This window comes from Pseudovibrio sp. JE062, assembly GCF_000156235.1.
Lineage (GTDB): Bacteria > Pseudomonadota > Alphaproteobacteria > Rhizobiales > Stappiaceae > Pseudovibrio.
Map to the genome: position 1 here is coordinate 946,476 of NZ_DS996805.1, position 23,658 is coordinate 970,133.

A 23,658-nucleotide genomic window follows, 5' to 3' on the forward strand; every position below is an offset into this window, starting at 1 on the left:
CTTTATGAAAATTTTTTCATGATTAGCTCTCGCGACTGCATTTAGGTGATAGCTCAATCTGCCTCAACCTCAGCACAAAGTAGATTGATCGCATTTATATCTTTTATTTTCAACTACTTATTGACTATTTGACCGTGATAAAGTTTCAAATCTGAGCCAAAATTGATTTATTGGATAAGACAGATTCATCAATTACTTGGTGTCAGTGATACACAACAGCACGCACGTGGGCGTTGCACATGAAAAGTTTTTCATTCAATAATTGCCCGTCCTATTGATGTATGGTGGAAGTCTCGTGACAACGGGTATCAAGCAGATTGCGAAACTCGCAAACGTCTCAATCAGCACTGTGTCTCATGTTTTAAACGCCTCTGCTCCCATTGGCAGTGAGGTGCAGGAACGTGTGCTGAGCATTGCTCGTGAGACAGGATATCTGGCGAAGAGACGACGCAAAGCTTCCATCTCCCTGCTCTCAACCGTTCTGCTTGTTGGCACAAAAAAAGCCTTCCCAAAATCTGACCGGAACTTCGTGGCATGGACCATGCTGAACGCATTCAGGAAGGAATGCCAAAGCCGAGGCATTCGGCTTATTCCTCAGATTGAAGAAGAGGATGAGATCAACCCGGACAACATTGTTCAGGCCGTCGCTAAGCACAGACCTCAAGGCATCGCAGTGATGCAGGATGACCGACAGTGCCTGATCGATATGCTGTACAAGTTGCCATCCGCTGCCGTAATCCTGAGTGGTCAGGACCAGTCCATGCGCGTGGACACCGTGGCACCGAGCAATCGCTTTGGCGCGAAGCTTGCTACAGATCATCTGCTTCAGCTGGGCCACAAACGGATTGCTTTGTTGACCTGGGGCAACCGGCGCGTTGCCAAGCAGCGTATGGAGGGTTTTCTGGACGCCTACCGTCAGGCAGGGCTTGAAGCCCCCCTTTCAGACATCATTGATGTTGGCGATTATCAGCAGGATGTGGTGGAAGAAAACTTCAGCCGCTGGCTGAGTGAACACGAAGGCCCAGCCCCCTACTCTGCCTTCTTCTGTTCAGCTGATAACGTTGCGCTTGGGGCGATGAAGGCCTTGCAGAACCTTGGATATTCCATTCCAAACGATGTGTCTGTTATGGGCTTTGACAATGCGTTATTCGGAGAGCTCTCAAACCCATCTCTTTCAACCATTCATGTTCCAATGGAAGAGATCGGACACGTGGCCCTGAACCTTCTGGAAGAAGCGTTGACCTTGCCAGATGGAGAGCGGAGCGCACGCCGCGTCGAGCTCGGCTGCCGTCTGATTTTGCGGAATAGCACTGCCGCGCCAAACCCAGCATATTCTGAGTAACCCAGTGCTTTTGCTGCCTGCTTTTAGATTCAGGTAAGGCTACAAGACATTTCCTAACGTCACCTACGAGTGGTTTTTCCTGGGCTTTCGTGCTCATTCCAATAGCGCTAAAGCCCTATGGCGCTTGCTTTTACGGGTGCGGCTCAGAGGGCCAAACCCATTGGTTACTCAGAGTATTTTCTCTTGATTAGTAATCAAACAAAATTTGCAGAGTCCCGAAAGCAAATCTCTAAGGGGGCTGTTCTATATTCCCGCAAAGCACTATTGCGCATGGGTTCTCACCTACTTCTCCTGTCGGCTCGCGCTGATGATGTTGGGAAATGTGCGGAAGTATTCCAATTTCCGCCGCAACATGAATGTAGATAATGGAAAACAAGATTTCATTATATCGACCACCAGCACCCTATCCGGGAGAAGCCGCAGAAGGCTGGAGAAACTTCAGCAATTATTTGAGCTCAGACCCTCTTGGCGTCATTCCTAAGGAGCTCTACGAGTGCGCGATTTTTCAGTTCGATGATGATGATCCACGCAAGTTCCTTGTGAACGAGCCCAAGCTGCTGTCCAGAGTTTTAGAAGAACAACAAGCTATTTTCCCAAAAGGCGGCGGAATTGCTGAGCTTTTGAAGCCAATCCTGCACAACGGCCTTGTTTCAGCCGAAGGTGTTGATTGGCAAGATCAGCATGAGATGGTTGCACCAATTTTCTCCAACTCCAGCGTTCGGATTTCATTTGGCTATTTGCAGGAAGCCCTGAGTTCCTTTGTGGAACGGCTCCTGACTTATTCTGAAACCGGCCAAACCATCAAACTGGCTGAAGAAATCAATTTCCTCGTGGCTGACGTCAATTTTCGCTGTGTGTTCTCTAAGCCCATTGAGATTCAGCTGGAGCATCAGTGCTTCAACTCCATTATGAAGTATGAGGAGGAAGTTGCTGGGACTGCGTTGGATCTGAAACGTTTTTCCGGCGGAGGTCAGCCGGCCTTTACTGAGGCTGCTTTGAAGACTGCTGAGAACGTGCGTGCGGTGATTTCCCAGATCATCGATGAGCACATGTACAACAAGCCGCCCAACACTCAGAACTTCTTTCAGATCTTCCAAGAAGCACGTGTTCCTTCCACTGGTAAGCGCTTTACGAAGTCACAACTTGTTGATCAGGTCGCGAGTATTTTCCTCTCCAGCCACGAAACAACGTCCGCTGCGCTATGCTGGTCAGTCTATATTCTTGCCCAATGTCCGGAGATTGTGGAGCGCATCCGAACCGAAGTTCAGCTGGTAACCGCTTGTGGTCGCATCTCCTACGAGCATTTGCCGCGCCTTCGTTTCACACGTGATGTGTTTAAAGAGGTTCTGCGTCTTTATCCGCCTGTTCTGTATCTCTCCCGTATCGCTCGCGAAGACACCACGCTGGGAGACACACTCATCCCTAAGGAATCCATGGTGATTATCAGTCCATGGGTTGTCCATCGCCACCGCTCCTTCTGGGAAAACCCGGATATGTTCGATCCGGATCGCTTTTCTCGCGGCGAAGCGAAGGCAACACTGGGAAGTTATTTTCCGTTCGGATTAGGACCAAGAATGTGTACGGGCGCCAGCTACGTCACCTTCCTAGGCATCAAAGTAATCGCGAGATTGTGTAGTATGTTTGATTTTGAAACGGTCAATACAGATGAAGTACGTCCGGACAGTACTCTTTATTTAAAACCGTCGAGACCAGTTTTATGTAAAGTACACAAAAGGAAGTTTAGTAAGTAGGTCGGAAGGTCAAACACCGAGGTCACCCAATGGACGCTAAAGAACTACAACAGCTCAAAGCAGGCATTCAGAAGGCTCGCAAACAAGAAGTCAACTTTGCGTACTCTCCAAACAAGAATCCAAAGGAAGACGACGCTTTAATGATCCACCCACGCAAGAAGCCCAAAATGCTTCTGGTCGCGGTGAAGAAGCAGACTCAGAACCCCAAGAGTATGTGTGGGGTTGTGACCATTAAAAGTAAGGAAATGACCATCGAATGTATTGGTAAGCCGCCGACCCAAGGCCTTATCAAGATGATGCGTAAGTTCCTTATCAGTCAGAAGCTGAACTTCAAAATTCATGTGAAGGATGAAGACGGCAATGTAGTTCATTCTGATCATGCCGAGGAAGAAGGTGCGGAGACCCCAGATCATCTGCTGGATACCTTCTCTCATGAAACAGATGAGGTTCAAGACACAGGCAGTGATGAAGCCTTCACCGATGAAGAGCTGGCTGCCAGTGGCGAAAATCTGGAAGATACCGAAGACGATGAGGATACTTCTGCAGAAGATGCAGCGGCAGCCGCGGCTGAAGATGCAGCTCAGGAAGAAATTCTTCGCGACAAGCTCACGGCCATTCTGGCTGCCCTCGCTAGTAAGGTCGAGCGCGCTCTTGGAGTGGACGAAGAGTATGACAGCAACCTGAAACAGCAACTTGCTGCAGTTCAGGCATCAGTCAAAGCACTAGATGATCCTGGCACACAGGCAGGAGTGAAGGCCGTTCTGGCTCTGCTGGCACAGGCGCCTAAAGCACCTAAGGTTGACCAGCAAGAAGTATTTGCTGCGATCAAAGCCTTTACAGTTCAACGTGCAAATGTTGAAGCGGAAATCGGTAGCCTTCTTGCAAAACTAGGAGCTCATGACGATCCGCGCATGCGTCTCATCAAAGCAAAAGGTCCATCACAAGCCCTCACCGGTGCTGCCAGTGTCCTGCAAGGGAATCTGGACTCAGTGATTGGAAACCTGAAGGAATGGGGTGCAGCTGATGCAAAGCAGAAAGACGCTATCGCTAAAAAACTCTCTGCAAGTATCGCAACGCTCAACAATCACATGAACTCAGACAAGCTGATCGATTTGCTTGAGAAGAACCCGCTTGGGGTCTCAGTTTCAATCAAGAAACCTATTGAAGCTGCTCTCAAAGATATCGAACAGAAGATGTCTGTCTAATAAGCAGCCCCATGTTGCGCGTGATGTAACATGGGGCGACCTTTGTTTTCGGGAACAAGCTGAAGGAGCACACCCCATTGCCTTGCTTCTGTTTTTGCCCAGACATTATTCCAGACATAAATCTGAACCTGTTGCTGCCCTTGGTCCTTAAAGCAGGTGAGGCAACAGCGCTTCCCCGTATCAAAGGGCCTTCCCTTCGCGTTACTCCCGCTCATCTCTTCATGCGGTTTCGCCCCTTCAACTTTCTCAGCCTTGCGCAATTGTTGGCCCTCAACGCAAGTATCAATCACCGCTTGACTGCCGCAGCTGATCTGGCGCTTCGTGTCACTGAATCTGCTACTCTGCCCGCTGCCAAGATAAAGCTGAAAAAGCTTGCGCAGACGACAGCAAAGTTCGCGCTTCCGCTTGCTTTGCAGCTTGGGAAGCTGCCTGGACACATCCTTGCAAGACTGGGGCTTGCTGCTCAGCTTATTTTGCAGATCAAAGGATTGGGACTGAACCCGTTCAATCTGAACCTAGGGCGGTTGAACCTCATTCTTCCGAAAGCACGGATAAACTTGCCACTGCTTGGGCTCGTTGATCTTGGGCTGAAGCAGAACCTGAATATGCATGCTCAGGCTGATGTGAAAGCTCTTGCCAAGATGCTGGCTGATTTTGGTCGTTGGAACCTTGGTTTCAAGTTCGATTTGAAAGCCGCTTTCAAAATTCTCGCAGCGCTGAACATCATTGGTCTTCTTCAACTGGCATTTGGTGAAAGCCTTTTTTCAGGAAACGTCAAGGCTTGGGCGCGCATCACAGCAAAACTGGCCCTCTTTTCCAGATTGCTTCCGCAGCTCAACCTGAAACTTCCAACCGCGAAAGTTGACTTGAGTGATTTGGATCTGAACATCGGTCAGGCAGACTGGTTGCGGAATGCCAACCGCATTTCTGTCAGAGCATCTGCACGTGCATCACTGCGGGCGTCCGCTCGGTTGAATGCCGGACTGTTTGCCAAAACAGAGGCTGCAATCGGGCTTGCTTATGCGCTATCAGCTGCCCTTAACATTAAACCGACGACCCGGTGCTGTAGTCGCTGTGCGTTAATATTCTGACACGTTCATCTGGTGCAAATTTCAGCAGCTGAGTAACCATTTGCCGCCAGTCAGGCGGCAATTTAAGGAGATCAAGGCTGCACCGGCGAAACTCAATTGCGTCATCGTAGTTGTCTTTTACATGGTCCTGATATCCGAAGATTTCTCGAATGATCAGACCCAAAGCATACAGATCAGCCTTATCAGAAATCATATTGGACCCCAATCCCAGCTGCTCCGGTGCAGCATAGTTCAAATGACCGGCAAAGCTGCTGCGTGGACGCATAAAAGGCAATTCCTCAGCGAAAGCGCAGTAGGCAAAATCCAAGAGAACGATACCATACGCGCTCTGGTTGCTGAGTAAGATGTTGTTTGGAGCCAGATCCAGATGCGCAACTCCATTCTTGTAAAGCTGATTGATTGTCTTAATCAGACAGCTGCAAAGTCTGGCCATCTCGCCAGAAGAAAGTGACGCTTCCTTCAGCACATGGGACAAGGTTTCACCTTCTATCTTCTCCATGATCAGACTGATTTCCCCCCCCTCTTCTTTTAACTCAACAAACGTTGGTGCAATCGAGCCGGCAAGCTGCTGTAACGCCTTTGCTTCACGCATTAAAAGTTGCTGTGGCGCCGTTTTTGAGATGAGTTTCTTTTCCGCCAACATGCGATTTGACGTGGGACACTTGTAAAACCTGACAGTGCTGGTTGATGTGCGCTTTGCAGGCTCGTTCACGATATCCTCTTATGTCTCAAGACCTTCTGGTTGCAGGATTATTTTTCTCCATCAAGTCAACCAGTTAATAACGATATTACCAGTTCCTCCGATGCCGTACACACAATGAAATGACCTTGCGGAATATTATGATTTCATCTGGAGTGGGCTAACCACTCTTTTGGCAACCTCTACCAATATTATGCGCAAATACTTGGTAGTTTTAGGACTTCCAGTCCCATTAAGCAGTAGCAGAGCGGGATAGATTTCGAATGGATCCAACGGCTTCCCTTCAACCTATTGAGGAGAACGCACCTTGCGGGCCGGATCTTGAATACGATCCTGACTTCCTGACGATGGAAACTGCTGCCAGTGGCACCCAAGATCACCAGATCGGGGAAGCCATTATCAAGGGTGAAGAACCCGACTGGAAGGAAGCTCTACGACTTTCAACGCAGCTTCTCACAAGAACCTATGATCTTCGGGTTGCCATAATCCATGCACAAGCACTGATTGCAATTGAAGGCTTTCCAGGTTTCGCCAAAGGCCTGGAATTCATTGCACAAATGCTGGACACCTTCTGGGATACTCTGCACCCGGAACTGGATCCGGCTGAGGGGCATGACCCAATCATGCGTGCAAATGTCTTGTCCGCTCTCAATGACAGACGCACTACCCTCACCTTGCTCCGAAACACTGCCCTGGTGCAGTCGCGCATCTTCGGAGCATGGTCTCTCAACGAGATTGCTATCGCCCGCGGTGAGGCAGAACTGCCTGAAGGTCGCGACCGACCAGACATCGCTTCCTACGATGCAGCCCTCAGGGAGACAGATCGCGAAAACATTGCAGAGGTCGTTAATGCAATCGAAACCGCGATCAAAACATCCGAGCACGTTCGCGACTTCTTTGCCCAACATGGTGGCCTGATCCTTGATGATCTGCTTCGCGAACTGCGGCAGGCCCAGTTTTTATTGGCTCCAGCCTTGGAGTTGGAAGAGGAGGAAGATGAAGAAGAGGAAGAGGATTCCTCTGAGGAAGAAGGCGTAGTTAAAGCCCGTTCCGGCAAGAAAAGCGCAAGTTTTACCGGAACAGTTATAAACCGAACTGACGTGTTAAGGGCTCTTGATGAAGTTTGTGCGTATTACAAGCGTAGTGAACCTTCAAGTCCGGTTCCTCTTCTACTGGGTCGGGCCCGACGTCTCGTTGATCTCGACTTCTATTCCATCATCAAGGACCTCGCTCCTGATGGGGAGGCACAAGTTTTGAATATCCGAGGGTCACGCCCCGAGGACGATGACGAACACGGTTCAATCGACTAACCCAGGTCCGAATAAGAACAAAAGTACCGGGAACACGATCACATGGCAAAACAAAGTAGTCAGAAATTTATAGCGAGGAACAGAGCCCCTCGAGTTCAGATTGAATACGATGTTGAACTGTATGGCGCGGAAAAAACAATCCAGCTTCCATTTGTAGCTGGCGTTATGGCTGACCTCTCAGGTAAGCCAGAGGATCCGCTTCCTCCTGTAGGAGATCGAAAAGCTCTCGAAATTGACGTCGACAATTTTGATGAACGCATGAAGTCTATGAAGCCGCGTGTTGCGTTCCGTGTTCCCAACACACTTACAGGTGAAGGCAACCTCAGCGTTGATCTGACATTCGAGAGCATGGACGATTTCTCGCCTGCAGCGGTTGCCCGCAAGGTTGATGCCCTGCGCACCCTGCTAGAAGCCCGCACCCAGCTCGCAAACCTGATGACCTACATGGACGGCAAGTCCGGCGCCGAGGAATTGATCGGCAAGGTTTTGAATGATCCTGCCCTTTTGCAAACACTAGCTGCTGCACCGAAGGAAGGTGATGCTGCTGCTGAAGAGAAGGACGAGAATAATGGCTGAAGCTGAAAAACAACCGGAAGTCGAAGCCGAAGAGGCGCAGGTTGAAGCTATTGATCCCAATAACTTTGAATCTCTTCTCAAACAAGAATTCAAGCCAAAATCAGACAGTGCAAAAGAAGCCGTAGAAGGTGCAGTGGCAACACTGGCCGAACAGGCTTTGGCAAACACGACACTGATTTCGGATGATACGCTTAAGTCGATTGAGGCAATCGTTGCTGAGATAGACAAGAAACTCTCTGAGCAGATGCAGCAGATCCTCCACCACGAAGATTTCCAGAGTCTGGAAGGTACGTGGCGTGGTCTGCATTATCTCGTCAACAACACTGAAACCGACGAGATGCTGAAGATCCGAGTGATGAACATCTCCAAGAAAGACCTCAGCAAAACCCTGAAGAAGTATAAGGGTACTGCTTGGGATCAGAGCCCGGTCTTCAAGAAGATCTACGAAGAAGAATATGGCCAGTTTGGTGGCGAACCCTATGGCGTGCTGATCGGTGATTATTACTTCGATCACACCCCACCGGATGTAGCTCTTCTCAATGAGATGGCTGAGATTGCTGCGGCGGCACATGCTCCCTTCATTGCGGGTGCCAGCCCTACTCTCTTCCAGATGGAATCCTGGCAAGAACTTTCCAACCCTCGCGATCTCACCAAAATCTTCCAGACACCAGAATATGCAGCATGGCGGTCTCTGCGCGAAGCCGAAGACTCTCGCTATATTGGCCTTGCAATGCCGCGCTTCCTGGCTCGTTTGCCTTATGGTCCAAACACGGAGCCGGTGGAAGAGTTCGACTTTGAAGAAGACACCTCAGGTGCCGATTCAAAGAAATACGTCTGGTCCAACTCAGCGTTTGCGATGGCGACCAACATCACCCGATCCTTCAAGATGTACGGTTGGTGTTCCCGTATCCGCGGTGTTGAATCTGGTGGTGCTGTTGAAGGACTACCTGCTCACACCTTCCCAACGGATGATGGCGGCGTGGACATGAAGTGTCCGACCGAGATTGCGATCACCGACCGGCGCGAAGCAGAGCTTGCAAAGAATGGCATGATGCCATTGTTACACCGCAAGAATTCGGATCTGGCTGCCTTTATTGGAGCACAGTCTTTGCAGAAACCTGCAGAGTATACAGACCCGGATGCGACAGCAAACGCCAACCTTGCAGCTAGGTTACCTTACTTATTTGCAAGTTGTCGGTTCGCTCACTATCTAAAATGTATTGTTCGGGACAAGATTGGCTCGTTCAAAGAACGTCAGGATTTGCAGAACTGGCTTCAGGATTGGATCATGCGTTACGTAGATGGCGATCCTGCTGGTTCAAGTGAACAGACCAAGGCAGAAAAACCCTTGGCCTCGGCTGAAGTAGTCGTTGAAGCAGACGATTCAAACCCAGGCTACTACAGCGCGAAGTTCTTCCTGCGTCCGCATTACCAGCTGGAAGGACTGACTGTGTCCTTGCGACTGGTTTCAAAACTTCCGTCAGCCAAGGGAGGCTAAGTCCTAGGCTGGCGAGAAGGACGACAGCGTTTTTCAAAGTACCCATCCAAAACGCTGTTCATCGGCACTACGCCTCATGCGGCAAGCCGTTTAGTGCCACAACAAAAAAGAAACCTAAAGTGGAGCAAGCGTCATGGCAATTGATGCATATGTAATCTTCGAGGGGCCCGGTGCCGGTGCTATCGCCATTGAAGGCGAAACACAAGATGATGAAATGGCAGCGAAAAAAGCCTTCGAAATCGCGACTTTCAGCATGGGTGCTGAAAACACCATGGACATCGGTTCCATGCGTGGCGGTTCTGGTGCCGGCCGCGTGAAGTTTAAAGAGTTCCAGATTGAAAAGAAGAGTGACCGTGGTTCACCAGGCCTCTTCCTTGCTTGTTGTAACGGCGGTATTTACGAAACAGTGACGCTCTTACTACGCCGCTCAGGTGGTGCATCCGGTAAGGCGGGTGTGATCTTCCTCACCTTCACCATGAAGCTGGTTGCTATCAAAGAAATCAGCTGGGAAGGCAACGACGAAGAATGTAAAGAATCCATCCAGATGGAATATGGTGCAGTTCAGATTGATTACACCATGATGGATACCACTGGTGCGATGGGCAAAACACTTACCGAAAAGTGGAGCCGCATCAAGAATACTCGCGATTTGGTCGTCAAATAAACCGAGTATTTTTCTTCCCCCCTTGTGTGTTTGCCGGGGCTCCCCCGGCAAACTTTCAATGCGCCCTAGTCCGGAGTGATCCCGTATGCCTGCGAAGGAACATCTAGCCACAGGTAACCTGAAAGAAGCACTCGAAATCACTCAGGAGCAAGTGCGAAAAAATCCTGAGGACGTCAAAGAGCGTATCCTCCTCTTCCAGCTCTATTGTGTGAATGGAGACTGGTTGAAGGCCAAGAAACAACTTCCAATCATTCGACAGTTTGATGATAGCGCCATTCCGATGGTGGAGACTTATTCTCGCTTGCTCGATATGGAGCAACTGCGTGAGGAAGTCTTTTCAGGCGTAAAGACCCCTCTTCTGTTTGGTGAACCCAAAGAGTGGCTTTCCTTTCTTATCCAGGCGCTGAAGTTTGACGTTGAAAAGAACGAACAAGCTGCCGTAGAGCTTCGTGATCAGGCTTTTGAGGAAGCAGAAGCGATCTCTGGAACAATCAATGGCGAGAAGTTTGAATGGCTTGCTGACGCCGATCCCCGTTTGGGGCCGGTTTTAGAGCTCATGATGAGCAATGCTTATTATTGGGTTCCTTACTCTGCCATCAAATCCATCCGAATTCCTGAGCCACGTGACCTGAGAGATATGTGCTGGACACCAGTCAATCTCCTGTGGGTGAACGGCGGACCTGCAAATGGTTTCATTCCAACACGTTATGTTGAAACAGTGCATTCCGATGATGCCAATCTGAAACTTTCTCGCCTTACCGCCTGGAACGGAGACAGACCGATTGGGCAGCGCATGTTTGCGCATGAGACATCCGAAATCCCCCTTCTTGAGGTCCGTTCAATCAACTTCGACACTCAAGTAGACGTTCACAAGGACATTGGTCCTGTCGTGGGTAGCGGCGATACTACTACTTCAACGGAGGGCGGCCATGGCTGAACGGCCACTTGCTGATCGGTTGGTCCCGTCTTTGCTGGACCGTCTAACAGATGATAACCCGTTTCAGCAGGTAGAGCCCCGTGAAGCCCGCGTCACCAGCTCGGTTAATCTTCGGTATTCCATTCAGCGTGATTTGGAGTGGCTTTTTAACACAACGCGGCTTGGCTCAGACATCGATCTGACACCTTACCCTGAAGTTCAGTCCTCCGTCTTAAACTTTGGAATTCCAGACCTTGGTGCAATGACAACCAAAAGCGCTGAGGAAATTGAAGACATTCTGCACGAGGCCATCGTCAACTTCGAGCCTCGCGTTATAGAAGAAAGTCTGCTGGTTTCCATCGTTGAACCGAATAAGCCACGTCGTTCCAACCGTCTGGATTTTCAGATTGAAGGGCAGCTGTGGTCTCAACCTTTGCCACAAGCTTTGTATCTGCGCACTGAGTTCGATCTTGATGTGCATGCAGTGCAGATAGCTAAACCGCGCCAGCGAGGTTCCTGACATGAAGCCTTGGCTGCTTCCTTATTACAACAGAGAATTACAGCATATACGCGAAAGTGCCTCAGAATTTGCAGAGGCATATCCCAAGGTTGCAGGTCGCCTCGGGCTGAGTGGCTTTGACTGCGCAGACCCTTATGTAGAGCGATTGCTTGAGGGTTTTGCGTTTCTGACTGCGCGTGTTCAGTACAAGCTGGATGCTCAGTTCCCTCAGTTTACGCAGCATCTTTTGGAGATGGTGTATCCGCATTTTCTGGCGCCCGTGCCGTCCATGCTGATTGCCAGCCTTGAGCCGGACATGACACAGGGCTCACTGAAGGAAGGCTATCTGGTTCCTCGCGGAACTCAATTGCGCAGCCGGAAAAGTGCACGCGGAGCGACACCTTGTACCTACAAGACTGCTCATGACACGACCTTATGGCCCGTTAGCGTAGAAGCTGTCGACTATCTTGCAAGCCCAAGTGAACTGGCTGCACAGAAGGTTGAAGTTCGCAACGGTGCAAAGGCTGGACTTCGCATACGGCTGAAAACCGTTGGCAATATTCCCTTCAACGAGTTGGCGTTGGATGAGCTCCCTCTCTATTTGCGAGGTGGCGGTTCACAGCCGGTGAAGCTGTACGAGCAGATTATCGGTAACTGTGCGGGCGTTGCCATTCGCCCGACAAGCCTGCCGACGCCATGGGAAATCAATCTCCCCTCTGAGATCGTGAACACGCGCGGTTATGGCGATGAGGATGCTCTGCTCCCCTACGGCCCTCAATCCTTCAGCGGGTATCGTTTGCTGCAGGAATACTTTGCTTTCCCTCATAGGTTCCTGTTTGCTGAACTGACAAATTTGCAACCAGCTGTTCGCCAATGTGAAACCGATGAGATGGATGTTTTCCTGCTCTTCAATCGGGTTGACAGGGATCTGGAGCGCGCCGTTGATCGCGCTAATATTGCGTTGTTTTGTACGCCAGCCATCAATTTGTTCTCGACGCGACTGGATCGCTTGCACATAAACGACAGACGAAGCGATCACCATGTGGTGCCGGATCGCTCCAAGCCGCTGGATTATGAGATCTATCAGTTGGAGGAAGTGGAAGGCTACAGCTCTCAGGGTGATGCACCGCAGATCTTCAAGCCATTTTACAGCCTCTCAAGTTCTCAGGATATTCGCAGTGAGAGCGCCTACTACACAGTTCATCGAAAACAACGCTTGGCGACGGCAAAGCGGAAGATTACTGGTGGTCGCAGTAACTATCTGGGCACCGAGATCTTCATCAGCCTCGTGGATGCGAAAGATGCTCCCTATAATCTGTCACTCAATCAGCTGGGCATTCGCGCTCTTTGCACTAACCGCGACTTGCCGTTGATGATGCCGATTGGTGCGGGCAAGTCTGACTTTTCTCTGCCGGAAGGTGGTCCAGTCAACGCGGTGAAGTGTATTGACGGACCAAGTCGCCCTCGCCCCTCCAACATCTTTGGCGAAACTGCATGGCGGTTCATCAACCATTTGTCACTGAACTATCTCAGTATAGCGGATAACAACGATACCGATGGCGCGCAGGCCCTGCGTTCCATTCTGCATCTTTATGCGCCGCTGGGAGATACCTCTACGACGCAGCAGATAGATGGTGTTCGATCTATCAAATCTACCCGAGCAGTGCGTCGTCTCCCTGGGCGTGGCCTCTCTTCTGTTGCCCGTGGTCTGGAGCTGAACATTACGCTCGATGAAGCCGCGTTTGAAGGCACGGGTGTGTTTCTCTTGGGAGCAGTGCTCAACGAGTTCTTCGCGCGTTACGTATCGATCAACAGCTTCACGGAAACCGTGGTGAGATCGAGCGTTCGTGGTGAAGTGATGCGTTGGCCATGTCAGATTGGGAGGCGTCATAGGCTATGACCGGTTCCCAGACACCTCCTCCTTCCATAGGTCCGCCGCCAAAACCAACACCTTCCAATGGTGCAAACAAGGTCCCTGCGGTTACACAGCAGCCTCCAACACAGGAAGCGCGCTGGAGGGGGCGTTTGCGTTCGGCCGAGAAAGACTTTCTCGACTACGAGTTTTTGCCTCTGGTCCGGCTTATTGAATGTGCTAATCCAGACAAGCCCCGCATCGGGACATCCCGCCGATGTCAGGATGATCCTGTCCGGTTCTCTCATGAGCCGCATTTGCAGTTTGAAGCTTCGACGATCACAGCTTTCAAGCAGGGCGTCGGCACTAATCCAAGTCGAATGACCAGCCGTTTCCTCGGTCTCTTTGGTCCTAATGGACCGATGCCCCTGCATCTGACCGAATATGCGTTTAAGCGAGAGCATCAGCACCGCGATACGACCATGCGGGCGTTCGCGGATGTATTCCATCATCGTATTCTCAGCCTGTTTTATCGGGCTGCGATCACCGGTGAACCTGCTTTCAGCTTTGATCGACCTGAGCAGGATCGGTATTCAATCTATACCGGTGCATTGGCTGGCTTTGGGCCGACAGAGTTCCGGCACAGAGATGATCTACCAGACGTGGTGAAGTACCATTTTGCGGGTCGGCTAGCGCTGCAAACACGCGGAGCAGATGGCTTGCTGGCCATCCTCAGCTGTTACTTCAACCTCCCCGTTGAGCTTGAAGAGTTTATTGGTGAGTGGCTTTATCTGCCCAAAAAGCAGGTGACTGCGCTCAATGGTTTCCGCAACGCTGGCCTTCTTGGAGTTGGTGCAGCTTTGGGTGGTCGTGTCTGGTCCAGCGACACCAAGTTCCGCGTTGCATTTGGACCGCTTTCTCTGCGCGATTATGAGGGTTTGCTACCTGATGGCATTTCCATGCCGCGGCTGCTTTCTGCTGTTCGTGCTTATTGTGGTGATGAGCTGGAATGGGATGTGGCTTTGGTGCTGAAACGCAACCAGGTGCCTACAACTCGTCTGGGTCAATACGGAAAACTTGGTTGGACCACGTGGCTCTCGCCCAAGAAACAGGGCGGCCCGGTTCGAGATCTCAATTTGCGCCCCCGTCAAGTTACTGAAAAATCAAAAAAAGCGTCTGTTCATAGCAACGGTAGTGCGAAGGCTGCCTAGGAGTTCCCATGAGTGATATCAAACGAGCGTCCCTCTTCGGTAAATTAAATCCGACCTGTTATCAGGCAATCGACAGCGCTACGACTTTTTGTAAGATGCGCGGCAATCCTTATGTGGAGTTGGAACATTGGTTCCAGCAGCTGCTGAGTGCGCAGGATTCAGATTTACACCGTATCATTCGCGATGCGGGTATCGATGAGGCACGGCTTGCGTCGGATCTCACCAAAGCTTTAGACAAACTCCCGCGCGGTGCAAGTTCCGTTAGCGACCTATCCCAACACGTGGAGGAAGCGGTTGAACGTGGCTGGGTTTATGCCACGCTGATGTTTGGCGACAACGCCATCCGCAGTGGCTATCTCCTGATTGGCATTCTCAAGACCCCAGGTCTGCGCAACACCCTGTTTGGCATCTCTCGGTTGTTTGAGAACATATCTGCAGACGATACAGCAGCCCGTTACAAGAAGATTACGGAAGGCTCTCCTGAGGAAGGTAAAGCCAAGGATGGTACGCAACTGGATGCAGGTGAGCAACATGCTGCAGCTCCTGGATTAAAGACTGCAGATGAAGCCCTTGATGCTTACTGCACGGATGTGACTGCCAAGGCAAAAGAAGGCCAGCTGGATCCTGTTATTGGCCGCGAAGAAGAAATCCGGCAGATCATTGATACGCTGATGCGCCGCCGCCAGAACAACCCTATCCTGACGGGTGAAGCCGGTGTTGGTAAAACTGCTGTTGTTGAAGGTCTGGCGATCCGCATTGCAGAGGGCGATGTGCCACCGTCCATCAAAGACGTTCGTGTTCTGCTGCTGGATGTGGGTCTGCTTCAGGCCGGTGCTGGTGTTAAAGGTGAGTTTGAAGATCGTATGCGCAAGATTTTGGATGCGGTTCGCTCCTCTGTACAGCCGATTATTCTGTTCATCGACGAAGCCCATACACTGATTGGTGCTGGTGGCGCCGCTGGTACCGGTGATGCCGCGAACCTGCTGAAACCGGCTTTGGCTCGTGGTGAGTTGCGGACGATCGCGGCGACCACATGGTCAGAATACAAGAAGCATATTGAGAAAGACCCAGCTCTTGCTCGCCGGTTCCAGAACATTCTGGTTGAAGAGCCAGATCCGGATAAAGCCGTTGCCATTATGCGTGGAGTAGCAGCAATGCTTGAAAAGCACCATCAGGTGCAGATCCTTGATGAAGCATTGGAAGCTGCAGTTCACCTTTCCATGCGCTTTATTCCAGCTCGGCAATTGCCCGACAAAGCAATCAGTTTGATTGATACGGCCTGTGCCCGCGTTGCCCTTTCCCAACACGCCACACCGGCAGCAGTGGATGATTGCCGAAAGCGGCAAGTGATGGTGGAGACAGAGCGAGACATTCTGGAACGCGAGTCTCAATCTGGTTTTGATGTAGGTGAGAAGCTCACCGACGTTAAAAAGAAACTGACCGAACTTGAGAAAGAACGCGAAGGTCTAGAAGCTGAGTGGATCAAAGAGCAAACGCTCGTTGGGGACATTCTGAAACTACGTGAGGTATTCCGCCAAACCAATGGCGATGAGAATGCCGATACAGCGCCAGTTAAGAAAGAGCTCGACGAGAAACTAGAAGAGCTGACGGAGCTTCAAGGCGAGCATCCGCTCATTTTGCCAGAGGTAGACGCTCAGGCGGTTGCCACCATTGTTTCTGACTGGACTGGCATTCCAACAGGCCGAATGGTTTCCAATGAAATCAACACCGTCCTCCATCTGAGCGATATTCTGCGCAAGCGGATTATTGGTCAGGACCATGCGATGGAAGTAATTGCACGCCGTGTGAAGACCTCCCGCGCCAATCTGGATAATCCAAGCCGCCCAATCGGTGTTTTCCTGCTTGTGGGTCCAAGTGGTGTCGGTAAGACTGAAACCGCTCTGGCCCTTGCCGAGACGCTTTATGGCGGAGAACAGAACCTCATTACAATCAACATGAGTGAGTTTCAGGAGAGCCATACTGTTTCGACTCTGAAGGGCTCACCTCCGGGTTATGTGGGTTACGGTGAAGGCGGCGTTCTGACAGAAGCTGTGCGCCGCAGACCTTATAGCATCGTGCTGCTTGATGAGGTTGAGAAGGCCCACCCAGATGTGCACGAGCTGTTCTTCCAGGTCTTTGATAAAGGTATGATGGAAGATGGTGAAGGGCGGAAGATCAACTTCAAGAACACGCTGATCCTTCTCACCGCGAACGTGGGCAGTGATCTCATACTGGATATGTGTGCTGACGAAGATCTGGTGCCGGATCCGGATGGCATTGCCAAGGCTTTGAGACCTCCGCTTCTCAAGGCCTTCCCAGCCGCCTTGCTCGGTCGTCTTGTGACTGTGCCTTACTACCCACTCAGCTCACCAGTTATTCATAAGATCATCAACCTGCAGCTTGGCCGCATTGGTGATCGTATTCTTGAGAACCACAATGTGAAGTTCACCTGGGATGACTCTGTTGTGAAGCTGATTGAAAGCAGGTGTGCTGAGATTGAGAGTGGTGGCCGCATGATTGATGCGATCCTGACCAACACGCTGCTGCCTGATATCAGCACCGAGTTCCTCAAGAACATGAGCGAAGACAAGAAGATCACAGAGCTCAAAGTGCATACAGATGGTGATGCCTTTGACTACAAGTTCAAGAAGTCACCTGTGGCGAAAAAGGATAAGCATAAGAAGAAGTGAGAGCCTGACCTGACAACCTAATAAACCTAAAAGAAAAATAGGAACATAGGCTTATCAGTTTTTTTACCACAGAAACTAACTGAAACAAAACACGTCGGAACTACTTTTCCAAGTGACGAGGAGTCCAACGATGCAGAAAGTCAAGCAATCGGCAAGGAGACGGTCGACGCGCATTCCTGCGTGGCGCCTCACTCTGCGCCGTATTGTTCGTTCTGATGCATTTCAGTACACTTTTCTCTTCCTGATTATTGTCAATGCCATCAGTCTTGGCTTGGCAACGTCCCCCTCCGTGCGCCGGATCACTGGTGATGGTCAGGTGATCTTTGATGACGTGATCATCGGGCTCTTCATTCTGGAGTTTGTCCTGAAGATCATGGCTTTTGGCGTTCGCTTCTTCAAAAGCTGGTGGAACATTTTCGACATTTCGGTTGTCAGTTTCTCGCTCCTCCCACAATCCGGCTACCTGAGCGTATTGCGTGCCCTTCGTGTCATGCGGGCCATGCGCGTGCTTTCCTTCCTGCCGCAATACCGGCAGGTGATGCAGGCGCTGCTTGACGCTCTGCCCGGTATGTTCTCCGTGATGATCGTGCTGGCGCTGATTTATTATGTGTTTGCCGTGATGGCGACGGGCTTGTTTGGGGCAAGTTTCCCGGATTGGTTTGGCGATATTGGCCGGTCCCTCTACTCGCTCTTCCAGATCATGACGCTGGAGAGCTGGTCCATGGGGATCGTGCGACCGGTGATGAAGATCTACCCGTACGCCTGGGCCCTGTTCATACCCTTCATCTTCCTGACAGCCTTTGCAGTGCTCAACCTTTTCATCGGTCTGATCGTCAGCTCCATGCAGGGCATCTATCAGGAAGAACACAGTGAAGATGTTGAACGTCTTCGCCTCCTCGTTTCCGCAGAAAACCGCGCGATTGCCCACCAGCTGGAGGCTGCACAGCTGCAAGTGATCAAAACCCTCGAACGTCTTGAAGAACAAATAGAAAATAACAAGAGAGATCGTGATGAGTGACGCTGAAAAAGACGATGACCTTGACTCGCTGCTTAACGACATCATCGAGGAAAGTGACGCCCCTGCCGAAGGTGGAAGTGCCGAGAGTGCTTCTGCCAGCGTGTTTGAACCAGATTTTGGCGAAATCGACTGTGAAGCGCCGAAGCTGGACATTACTCTAGAGAGCCCCTTCCATCTGGCGGTCATCGGCGATTTCTCAGGCCGTGCCAATCGGATGGCGCTTTACACGGCAGATGAGCTTGCTGTGCTCAAAGGCCATAATGTTGATGTTGATACGGCTGAAGATCTCCCTGCCCGTTTCAAGATCAACATCGAACTGGATCTTGCCGGTGACGACAAGGTCATCCGGTTTGAGCCACGCTGCATTGAAGACTTCCATCCCGATGAGATCATCGAGGAGTTTGAAATCTTCGATGAATTGAAGGCACTGCGGTCTTCTCTGAAAAACCCTGGCACCTTCAGCGGTGCAGCTGCAACCATTGATGAATGGTTGGAAAACAAAGGCGAGAAGCCTGTTTCTCAGAGAAATTCACGTGGTTCTGTGATTGCCGTTGACAAGAAACTGAGTGACTTCTCAGCTCTGATCGACCGGCCTGTCGAAGAGCATGAAGAAGCAGACGATCTTTCTGAGCTTATTGGAAAGATGGTCTCGCCTTACATCAAGCCTGCCGACAATCCGCAACTCGACGATTATCTTGAGATCGTTGAGGAAGTGATGACGACAACCCTTCGCAAGATCCTGCAAAATGCGGATTTTCAGGCACTGGAGAGTGTCTGGCGGGTCATTGATATGTTGTCACGCCGGATTGAGACTTCCACATCCTTGAAGATCACGCTCTACGACATTTCTGCGGAAGATTTTGCTCGTGACCTGAGCGCAACCAACAAGCTGGAAGAAACAGGTCTGTATCGTCTGTTCGTAGAAAATGCGCTGCAGGATGAAGGGGTTGGCACGCCAAGTGCTATCGTGGGCCTTTACACCTTCGACATGACACCACCGCATGCAGAGCTTCTTGGCCGCATATCCAAGATCTGTGCGCATGCTCACGCACCATTCCTGACTTCTCTGGATCGCAACAACGCAAACAGAAAATTTGATGAGCTTCCTAAGATTACCGAAAAGACGTGGCAGAGTCTTAAGGCTATGCCAGAGAGCAATTACATTGGTCTGAGCTTGCCACGCTTCATGCTTCGGATGCCCTATGGAGCGAAAACCGATCCGATTGATGCATTCGATTTTGAAGAGTTTGACGAGAAAATTGGCCTGAAAGCCATGTTGTGGGGCAACCCGGCAGCATTGGTTGGCCTTGTGCTCGCAAAAGACTACGAGACCAATGGTGGCGGCATGCGGCCAGGTTCGATCCTGACGATCAACGATATGCCGTTCCATTACGTGCATGACCAATACGGCGATCAAGTCGCCCTGCCGTGTACGGACCGCATGATCAGTCACCGCAGCGTTGAACCTTTGATGCGACAGCGGTTCATGCCGATTGTTTCCATGAAGGGACAGCCGGAAGTCCGGATTGCCTCTCTAAGCGGCCTTGCCGGAGATATTGTTTCCGGTCGCTGGTGTGATCAGATTGCGGTTTCCAAAGCAGCAGAAACCCCGAGCGCAAGTGCTGGTGCCCGCGTCAGCATTGCTGGCGGCGACGGCTATAACCCTGCCATTCAGGCAACGAAGGGTGCTGTGGTTGTTGAAACCATCGTGGATCCTAAGAAGACCCCGGAAACCGTCTTCAGGATCGAAACAGAAACACCAGAACCTCAAGTTACAGAACCTGCGGCTGCAGACGACGAGGACGAAGACGTCGAAGAAGCAGCTCCAGCTCCTGCACCAAAACCTGCAGCAGCAGCTGCTCCACCTGAACCTGCCCATGACACATCTGAGCTGGACAACCTGTTGGCTGATCTTTCTGCAGATGATGAAGACGAGGCAGACGAAGAAGGTATGGACCCAGAGCTCGAAGCGCTGCTTGCCGACCTATAACTATAAATATTGGAGTTCGATATGGCTGAAGTCGTTGAAATAGATAATCTTCCTGAAATTTACGTCATGGAATTCGGTGGCAATTACTACCTTGTGCGCGGTGCCCAGTATCTGGATCAGATCCTGTTTGGCAAAGAGCCATTGGGTTTTCCGGTGCTGATCAAATCCGTCAAAACCTGGGATGAAGTCCTCCTAAACTGGGAGAATTCCGGCGGCTCCATGCCCTGGATTCTTAATCCGGGCATCGTTGAACGGATGGAACGTGACAATCGCAAACTGACCTCAGACAGCTTCAACGCCTGAGACCCGACTGTAACCCGTTTCTGAGATAGGCAGGTCCTGGAATGTGTGCAAGCAAAGTAACTGAGAACCGGCTGTTCACGATCAATTTCGATGGCGGAGATGACAGCTTCCATCTTTGGAAGATGAAAATGACCAGCGAAATGAGTGAGCTTTATGAAATGGTCGTCGATTGCCGATCATTTGAGCATGACCTGCCCCTCGACAAAATGCTTGGGCAGTCCCTCACTTTGGAGATGAAAAAGGTCTCTGGTACCAGTTTGTCTTCAGATCAGTATCTGAACGGATTTGTGACCAAAGCGATCTATACGGGTCAGGATCACGGATACTCGACGTATCGTCTCATCGTGCGTCCCTGGCTGTGGTTTTTGACGTTGACCAGCAACTGCCGAATTTTTCAGGAAAAGTCGACACCAGATATTTTGAAGGAAGTGTTCCAGGACGCTGGGTTTACGGACTTCAAGAACAAGCTGAGCGACAGTTACGATCCACGCCCATACTGCGTGCAGTTTCAGGAGACCGATTTCAACTTTGTCTGCCGCCTCATGGAGCAGGAAGGGATTTACTACTACTTTGAACATGAGGACGGCCAGCACACCATGGTTCTTGCGGATGCTTATAGTGCTCACGAGAACATCAAGGGAGAATCCAGTCTTCCGTTCTACTCAGAGGAAGATCACTTCCGCCGTGCAGCAGACCACCTTTGGGATTGGCGGCATAATGAAGAGATTCAGACGGATGAAGTTGAGATCAACGATTATGACTTCACCAAGCCAACCAGTGACTTGAAAGCCAACGCGAGTGATAAGAAATCACATCAGCTTTCTGGTCGCACACGCTATATGTATCCCGGCATTTATGAAGAAGTCAGCGCTGGTGAAAAGCGGGCGAAAATCCGCGTGGAAGAAGCTTCAGCCGCCTACGCCAAGGTTTATGCGCGCGGCAACGTGCGAGGCATGCGTCCCGGCTATCTCTTCAAGCTGGACCAGTTCCCGGATGATCCAAGTCAGGAAAAAGAATACCTGATCACCAAAGCGGTCTGCGAGATCTCCATTGAGGTTGCACGCGATGAGGAACAAGAGTTCTACGACGCGATCACCTATGAGATTGAAGCGATTGACTCCAGTGTTCAGTACCGCAGAGCCTCAACGACACCTTGGCCAAATATGAGCGGCCTGCAGTCTGCTGTTGTTACAGGCGCCGATGGCGAAGAGATCTGGACTGATGAGTATGGCCGGATCAAGGTCCAATTCCACTGGGACCGCGACGGACAGAAAGACGACAAGTCATCCTGCTGGGTACGCGTCGCCCAAATGTGGGCCGGTAAGAGCTGGGGTGGTTTGCATATCCCACGCGTTGGACAGGAAGTGCTTATCGACTTCCTCGATGGTAATCCCGATCGCCCTATTGTAGTGGGCAGCGTCTACAATGGTGAGCAAACTGTTCCCTATGATCTGCCTAGCGAAGCGACCAAGTCCACGATCAAGAGTGAAACCTCCAAAGAAGGTGGAGGCAACAACGAGTTCCTGTTTGAAGACAAGAAGGACGAGGAACTCGTGCAGCTTACTGCCGAGAAGGACTACGAGCGGACCGTCAAGAACAACGAGACGGTCAAGATCGGGTTCGACAAGCAGGAGGATGGTGATCAAACCATTGAGGTTTACAACAACCGTAGCCTGACCGTTGATCAAGGTGACGAGACCTACACCATCAAGACCGGTGGCCGTACGACCACGGTTGAAAAAGATGACGCCCTGTCCGTCAAATCCGGCAATCACACCATCACGGTTGAGAGCGGAGATCAGTCGATCTCCATGAAACAAGGCGCGCAGACCGTTGAAGCTATGAAAGACATCGGTGTCACCTCGCAAACAGGCGATGTGAAGGTCGATGCTTCAGCAGGCTCGGTCAAAGTGTCTGGTACTCAGGCCATCGAACTGACGTGCGGCGGCAGCTCAATCAAAATGGATCCCATGTCGATCACTCTGACAGCTGGCCCAAGTTCTCTCAAACTGGAAGCAGCTCAGGCAGAGCTGAAAGGTTTGATGGTGACCGTTAAGGGTGATGTTCAGGCGACCGTCGACGGGACTCTGACCACCTTAAAAGGTGCTGGCATCACGACGGTACAAGGTGCCCTCGTCAAGATTAATTGAGGCGCATTATGGAAAATAGCGTGACAAATACTACATTGCTCCTCAATTCCTACAAGGAACTACTCGAAAAGAGACCTTTAGAACTTGGAGATGAGGCAACACCACTTGTAGAAGATAACAAGTCTTCTATCGAAGTTGTGGATACCCTGGCGGATGCAGAACTCCTGTCAGATGCCGTTAAGGTACTTGCTCACGCCCTGAGTAAACCACGTGCAGTGTGGTGGGCCAGTCAAGTCAGCAGAGCGTCCTTTCCGGAAGGCACTGTGCCTACGGATGATGAGGAAATAGCGCTGAAAGCTGCGGAAGACTGGGTCCGTAAGCCTGAAGAAGACCTGCGTCGTGCAGCAATGAAAATTGCTGATGATGGAGGATATAAAACTGCCGCTTGTCTGGCTGCCGCAGCAGCGGGATGGAGCGGTGGAAGTATGGGTTCCCCCGAGTTCGATCCTGCGCCTCCCCCAGAAAACCTAACTAGTATTGCCGTAGGGTCATCTATAGTTTTGTCTGTATATGACAGCAACGTGGAGGACCCCAAAGAGTTCTTAGTCAAAGCTTTCAAGTTGGGACGAGCACTCGCAGATAATGAAATAGAGGCCCTATGAGTTTCCCGGCAGCACGTATGACAGACATGCATGTCTGTCCAATGGTGAACGGTATCGTTCCTCACGTTGGAGGCCCGATATCCCTAGGAGCACCGACCGTCTTAATCGGAAACCTTCCGGCGGCACGCATGTCGGATATGTGCGTCTGCGTTGGGCCTCCGGACACGATAATGAAAGGCAGTGTCACCACTTTGATCGTCGGATTGCCGGCGGCGCGTATGCTGGATGTCACTGCCCATGGCGGCACCATCATCCTTGGCTGGCCCACAGTACTTATCGGGGGCTGAGGA

The 23,658-nt window shown here is 51.0% G+C and carries 20 protein-coding genes; 19 read left to right on the plus strand and 1 reads right to left on the minus strand.

The window, feature by feature from the left end:
• Positions 1-295: 295 nt before the first annotated feature.
• From PJE062_RS03935 to PJE062_RS03960, 4 genes are all read left to right on the plus strand, one after another.
• Positions 296-1,342 carry a LacI family DNA-binding transcriptional regulator gene (locus PJE062_RS03935; RefSeq protein WP_157039037.1) on the plus strand — a complete coding sequence of 349 codons (1,047 nt, stop codon included), beginning with the start codon at positions 296-298 and terminating at the stop codon, positions 1,340-1,342.
• Positions 1,343-1,707: 365 nt separating this feature from the next.
• A complete protein-coding gene (locus tag PJE062_RS03945) occupies positions 1,708-3,093 on the plus strand; it encodes a cytochrome P450 (protein WP_008547119.1) in 1,386 nt (461 codons plus the stop codon).
• Positions 3,094-3,122: 29 nt separating this feature from the next.
• Positions 3,123-4,298 carry a hypothetical protein gene (locus PJE062_RS03950; protein WP_008546935.1) on the plus strand — a complete coding sequence of 392 codons (1,176 nt, stop codon included), beginning with the start codon at positions 3,123-3,125 and terminating at the stop codon, positions 4,296-4,298.
• Positions 4,299-4,438: 140 nt separating this feature from the next.
• Positions 4,439-5,389 carry a hypothetical protein gene (locus PJE062_RS03960; RefSeq protein ID WP_208982127.1) on the plus strand — a complete coding sequence of 317 codons (951 nt, stop codon included), beginning with the start codon at positions 4,439-4,441 and terminating at the stop codon, positions 5,387-5,389.
• Here PJE062_RS03960 and PJE062_RS03965 read toward each other — a convergent pair.
• Positions 5,343-6,101 (minus strand): protein kinase, encoded by a 759-nt coding sequence (locus PJE062_RS03965; protein WP_157039038.1) that lies wholly within the window; start codon positions 6,099-6,101, stop codon positions 5,343-5,345. The two genes, PJE062_RS03960 and PJE062_RS03965, sit on opposite strands and share 47 nt — an antisense overlap.
• Positions 6,102-6,352: 251 nt before the next feature.
• Between PJE062_RS03965 and tssA the strand changes: the two genes are divergently transcribed.
• The 15 genes from tssA (at position 6,353) to PJE062_RS04040 (ending at position 23,655) form a co-directional block, all read left to right on the plus strand.
• Positions 6,353-7,399 carry a type VI secretion system protein TssA gene (gene tssA, locus PJE062_RS03970; protein ID WP_008546940.1) on the plus strand — a complete coding sequence of 349 codons (1,047 nt, stop codon included), beginning with the start codon at positions 6,353-6,355 and terminating at the stop codon, positions 7,397-7,399.
• 42 nt (positions 7,400-7,441) lie between these two features.
• Positions 7,442-7,975, plus strand: a complete 534-nt coding sequence (tssB, locus tag PJE062_RS03975; protein ID WP_037035899.1) for a type VI secretion system contractile sheath small subunit — start codon at positions 7,442-7,444, stop codon at positions 7,973-7,975.
• Positions 7,968-9,473, plus strand: a complete 1,506-nt coding sequence (gene tssC, locus PJE062_RS03980; protein WP_008546363.1) for a type VI secretion system contractile sheath large subunit — start codon at positions 7,968-7,970, stop codon at positions 9,471-9,473. The genes tssB and tssC overlap by 8 nt, the downstream gene beginning before the upstream one ends.
• Positions 9,474-9,606: 133 nt before the next feature.
• Positions 9,607-10,137, plus strand: a complete 531-nt coding sequence (locus PJE062_RS03985) for a type VI secretion system tube protein Hcp (protein ID WP_008546218.1) — start codon at positions 9,607-9,609, stop codon at positions 10,135-10,137.
• Positions 10,138-10,222: 85 nt separating this feature from the next.
• On the plus strand, positions 10,223-11,074 hold the full coding sequence (locus PJE062_RS03990; RefSeq protein ID WP_008546690.1) for a type VI secretion system accessory protein TagJ: 852 nt from the start codon (positions 10,223-10,225) through the stop codon (positions 11,072-11,074).
• Complete coding sequence (gene tssE, locus PJE062_RS03995) at positions 11,067-11,573, plus strand: type VI secretion system baseplate subunit TssE (protein ID WP_008547231.1); 507 nt, start codon at positions 11,067-11,069, stop codon at positions 11,571-11,573. Before PJE062_RS03990 ends, tssE begins: the two co-directional genes overlap by 8 nt.
• Position 11,574: 1 nt before the next feature.
• Positions 11,575-13,452, plus strand: coding sequence for a type VI secretion system baseplate subunit TssF (gene tssF, locus PJE062_RS04000; RefSeq protein ID WP_008546297.1), 1,878 nt, complete (start codon positions 11,575-11,577; stop codon positions 13,450-13,452).
• Entirely contained in the window at positions 13,449-14,615 is a 1,167-nt protein-coding gene (gene tssG / locus PJE062_RS04005) for a type VI secretion system baseplate subunit TssG (RefSeq protein ID WP_008546470.1), read from the plus strand. The genes tssF and tssG overlap by 4 nt, the downstream gene beginning before the upstream one ends.
• Positions 14,616-14,623: 8 nt before the next feature.
• Positions 14,624-17,305, plus strand: coding sequence for a type VI secretion system ATPase TssH (gene tssH / locus PJE062_RS04010; RefSeq protein WP_008547131.1), 2,682 nt, complete (start codon positions 14,624-14,626; stop codon positions 17,303-17,305).
• Positions 17,306-17,435: 130 nt separating this feature from the next.
• Entirely contained in the window at positions 17,436-18,323 is an 888-nt protein-coding gene (locus PJE062_RS04015; protein WP_008547162.1) for an ion transporter, read from the plus strand.
• The gene (locus PJE062_RS04020; protein WP_008546252.1) at positions 18,316-20,313 is read left to right on the plus strand and encodes a type VI secretion system contractile sheath domain-containing protein; all 1,998 of its coding nucleotides are present in this window, start codon (positions 18,316-18,318) and stop codon (positions 20,311-20,313) included. The genes PJE062_RS04015 and PJE062_RS04020 overlap by 8 nt, the downstream gene beginning before the upstream one ends.
• 21 nt (positions 20,314-20,334) lie before the next feature.
• Complete coding sequence (locus tag PJE062_RS04025; protein ID WP_008546758.1) at positions 20,335-20,616, plus strand: hypothetical protein; 282 nt, start codon at positions 20,335-20,337, stop codon at positions 20,614-20,616.
• A 41-nt stretch (positions 20,617-20,657) separates the two neighbouring features.
• Positions 20,658-22,766, plus strand: a complete 2,109-nt coding sequence (locus PJE062_RS04030) for a type VI secretion system Vgr family protein (protein ID WP_008546309.1) — start codon at positions 20,658-20,660, stop codon at positions 22,764-22,766.
• A gap of 8 nt (positions 22,767-22,774) precedes the next feature.
• Positions 22,775-23,368 (plus strand): hypothetical protein, encoded by a 594-nt coding sequence (locus tag PJE062_RS04035; protein WP_008546483.1) that lies wholly within the window; start codon positions 22,775-22,777, stop codon positions 23,366-23,368.
• Positions 23,365-23,655 carry a PAAR domain-containing protein gene (locus PJE062_RS04040; RefSeq protein ID WP_037035904.1) on the plus strand — a complete coding sequence of 97 codons (291 nt, stop codon included), beginning with the start codon at positions 23,365-23,367 and terminating at the stop codon, positions 23,653-23,655. The genes PJE062_RS04035 and PJE062_RS04040 overlap by 4 nt, the downstream gene beginning before the upstream one ends.
• Positions 23,656-23,658 lie beyond the last annotated feature (3 nt).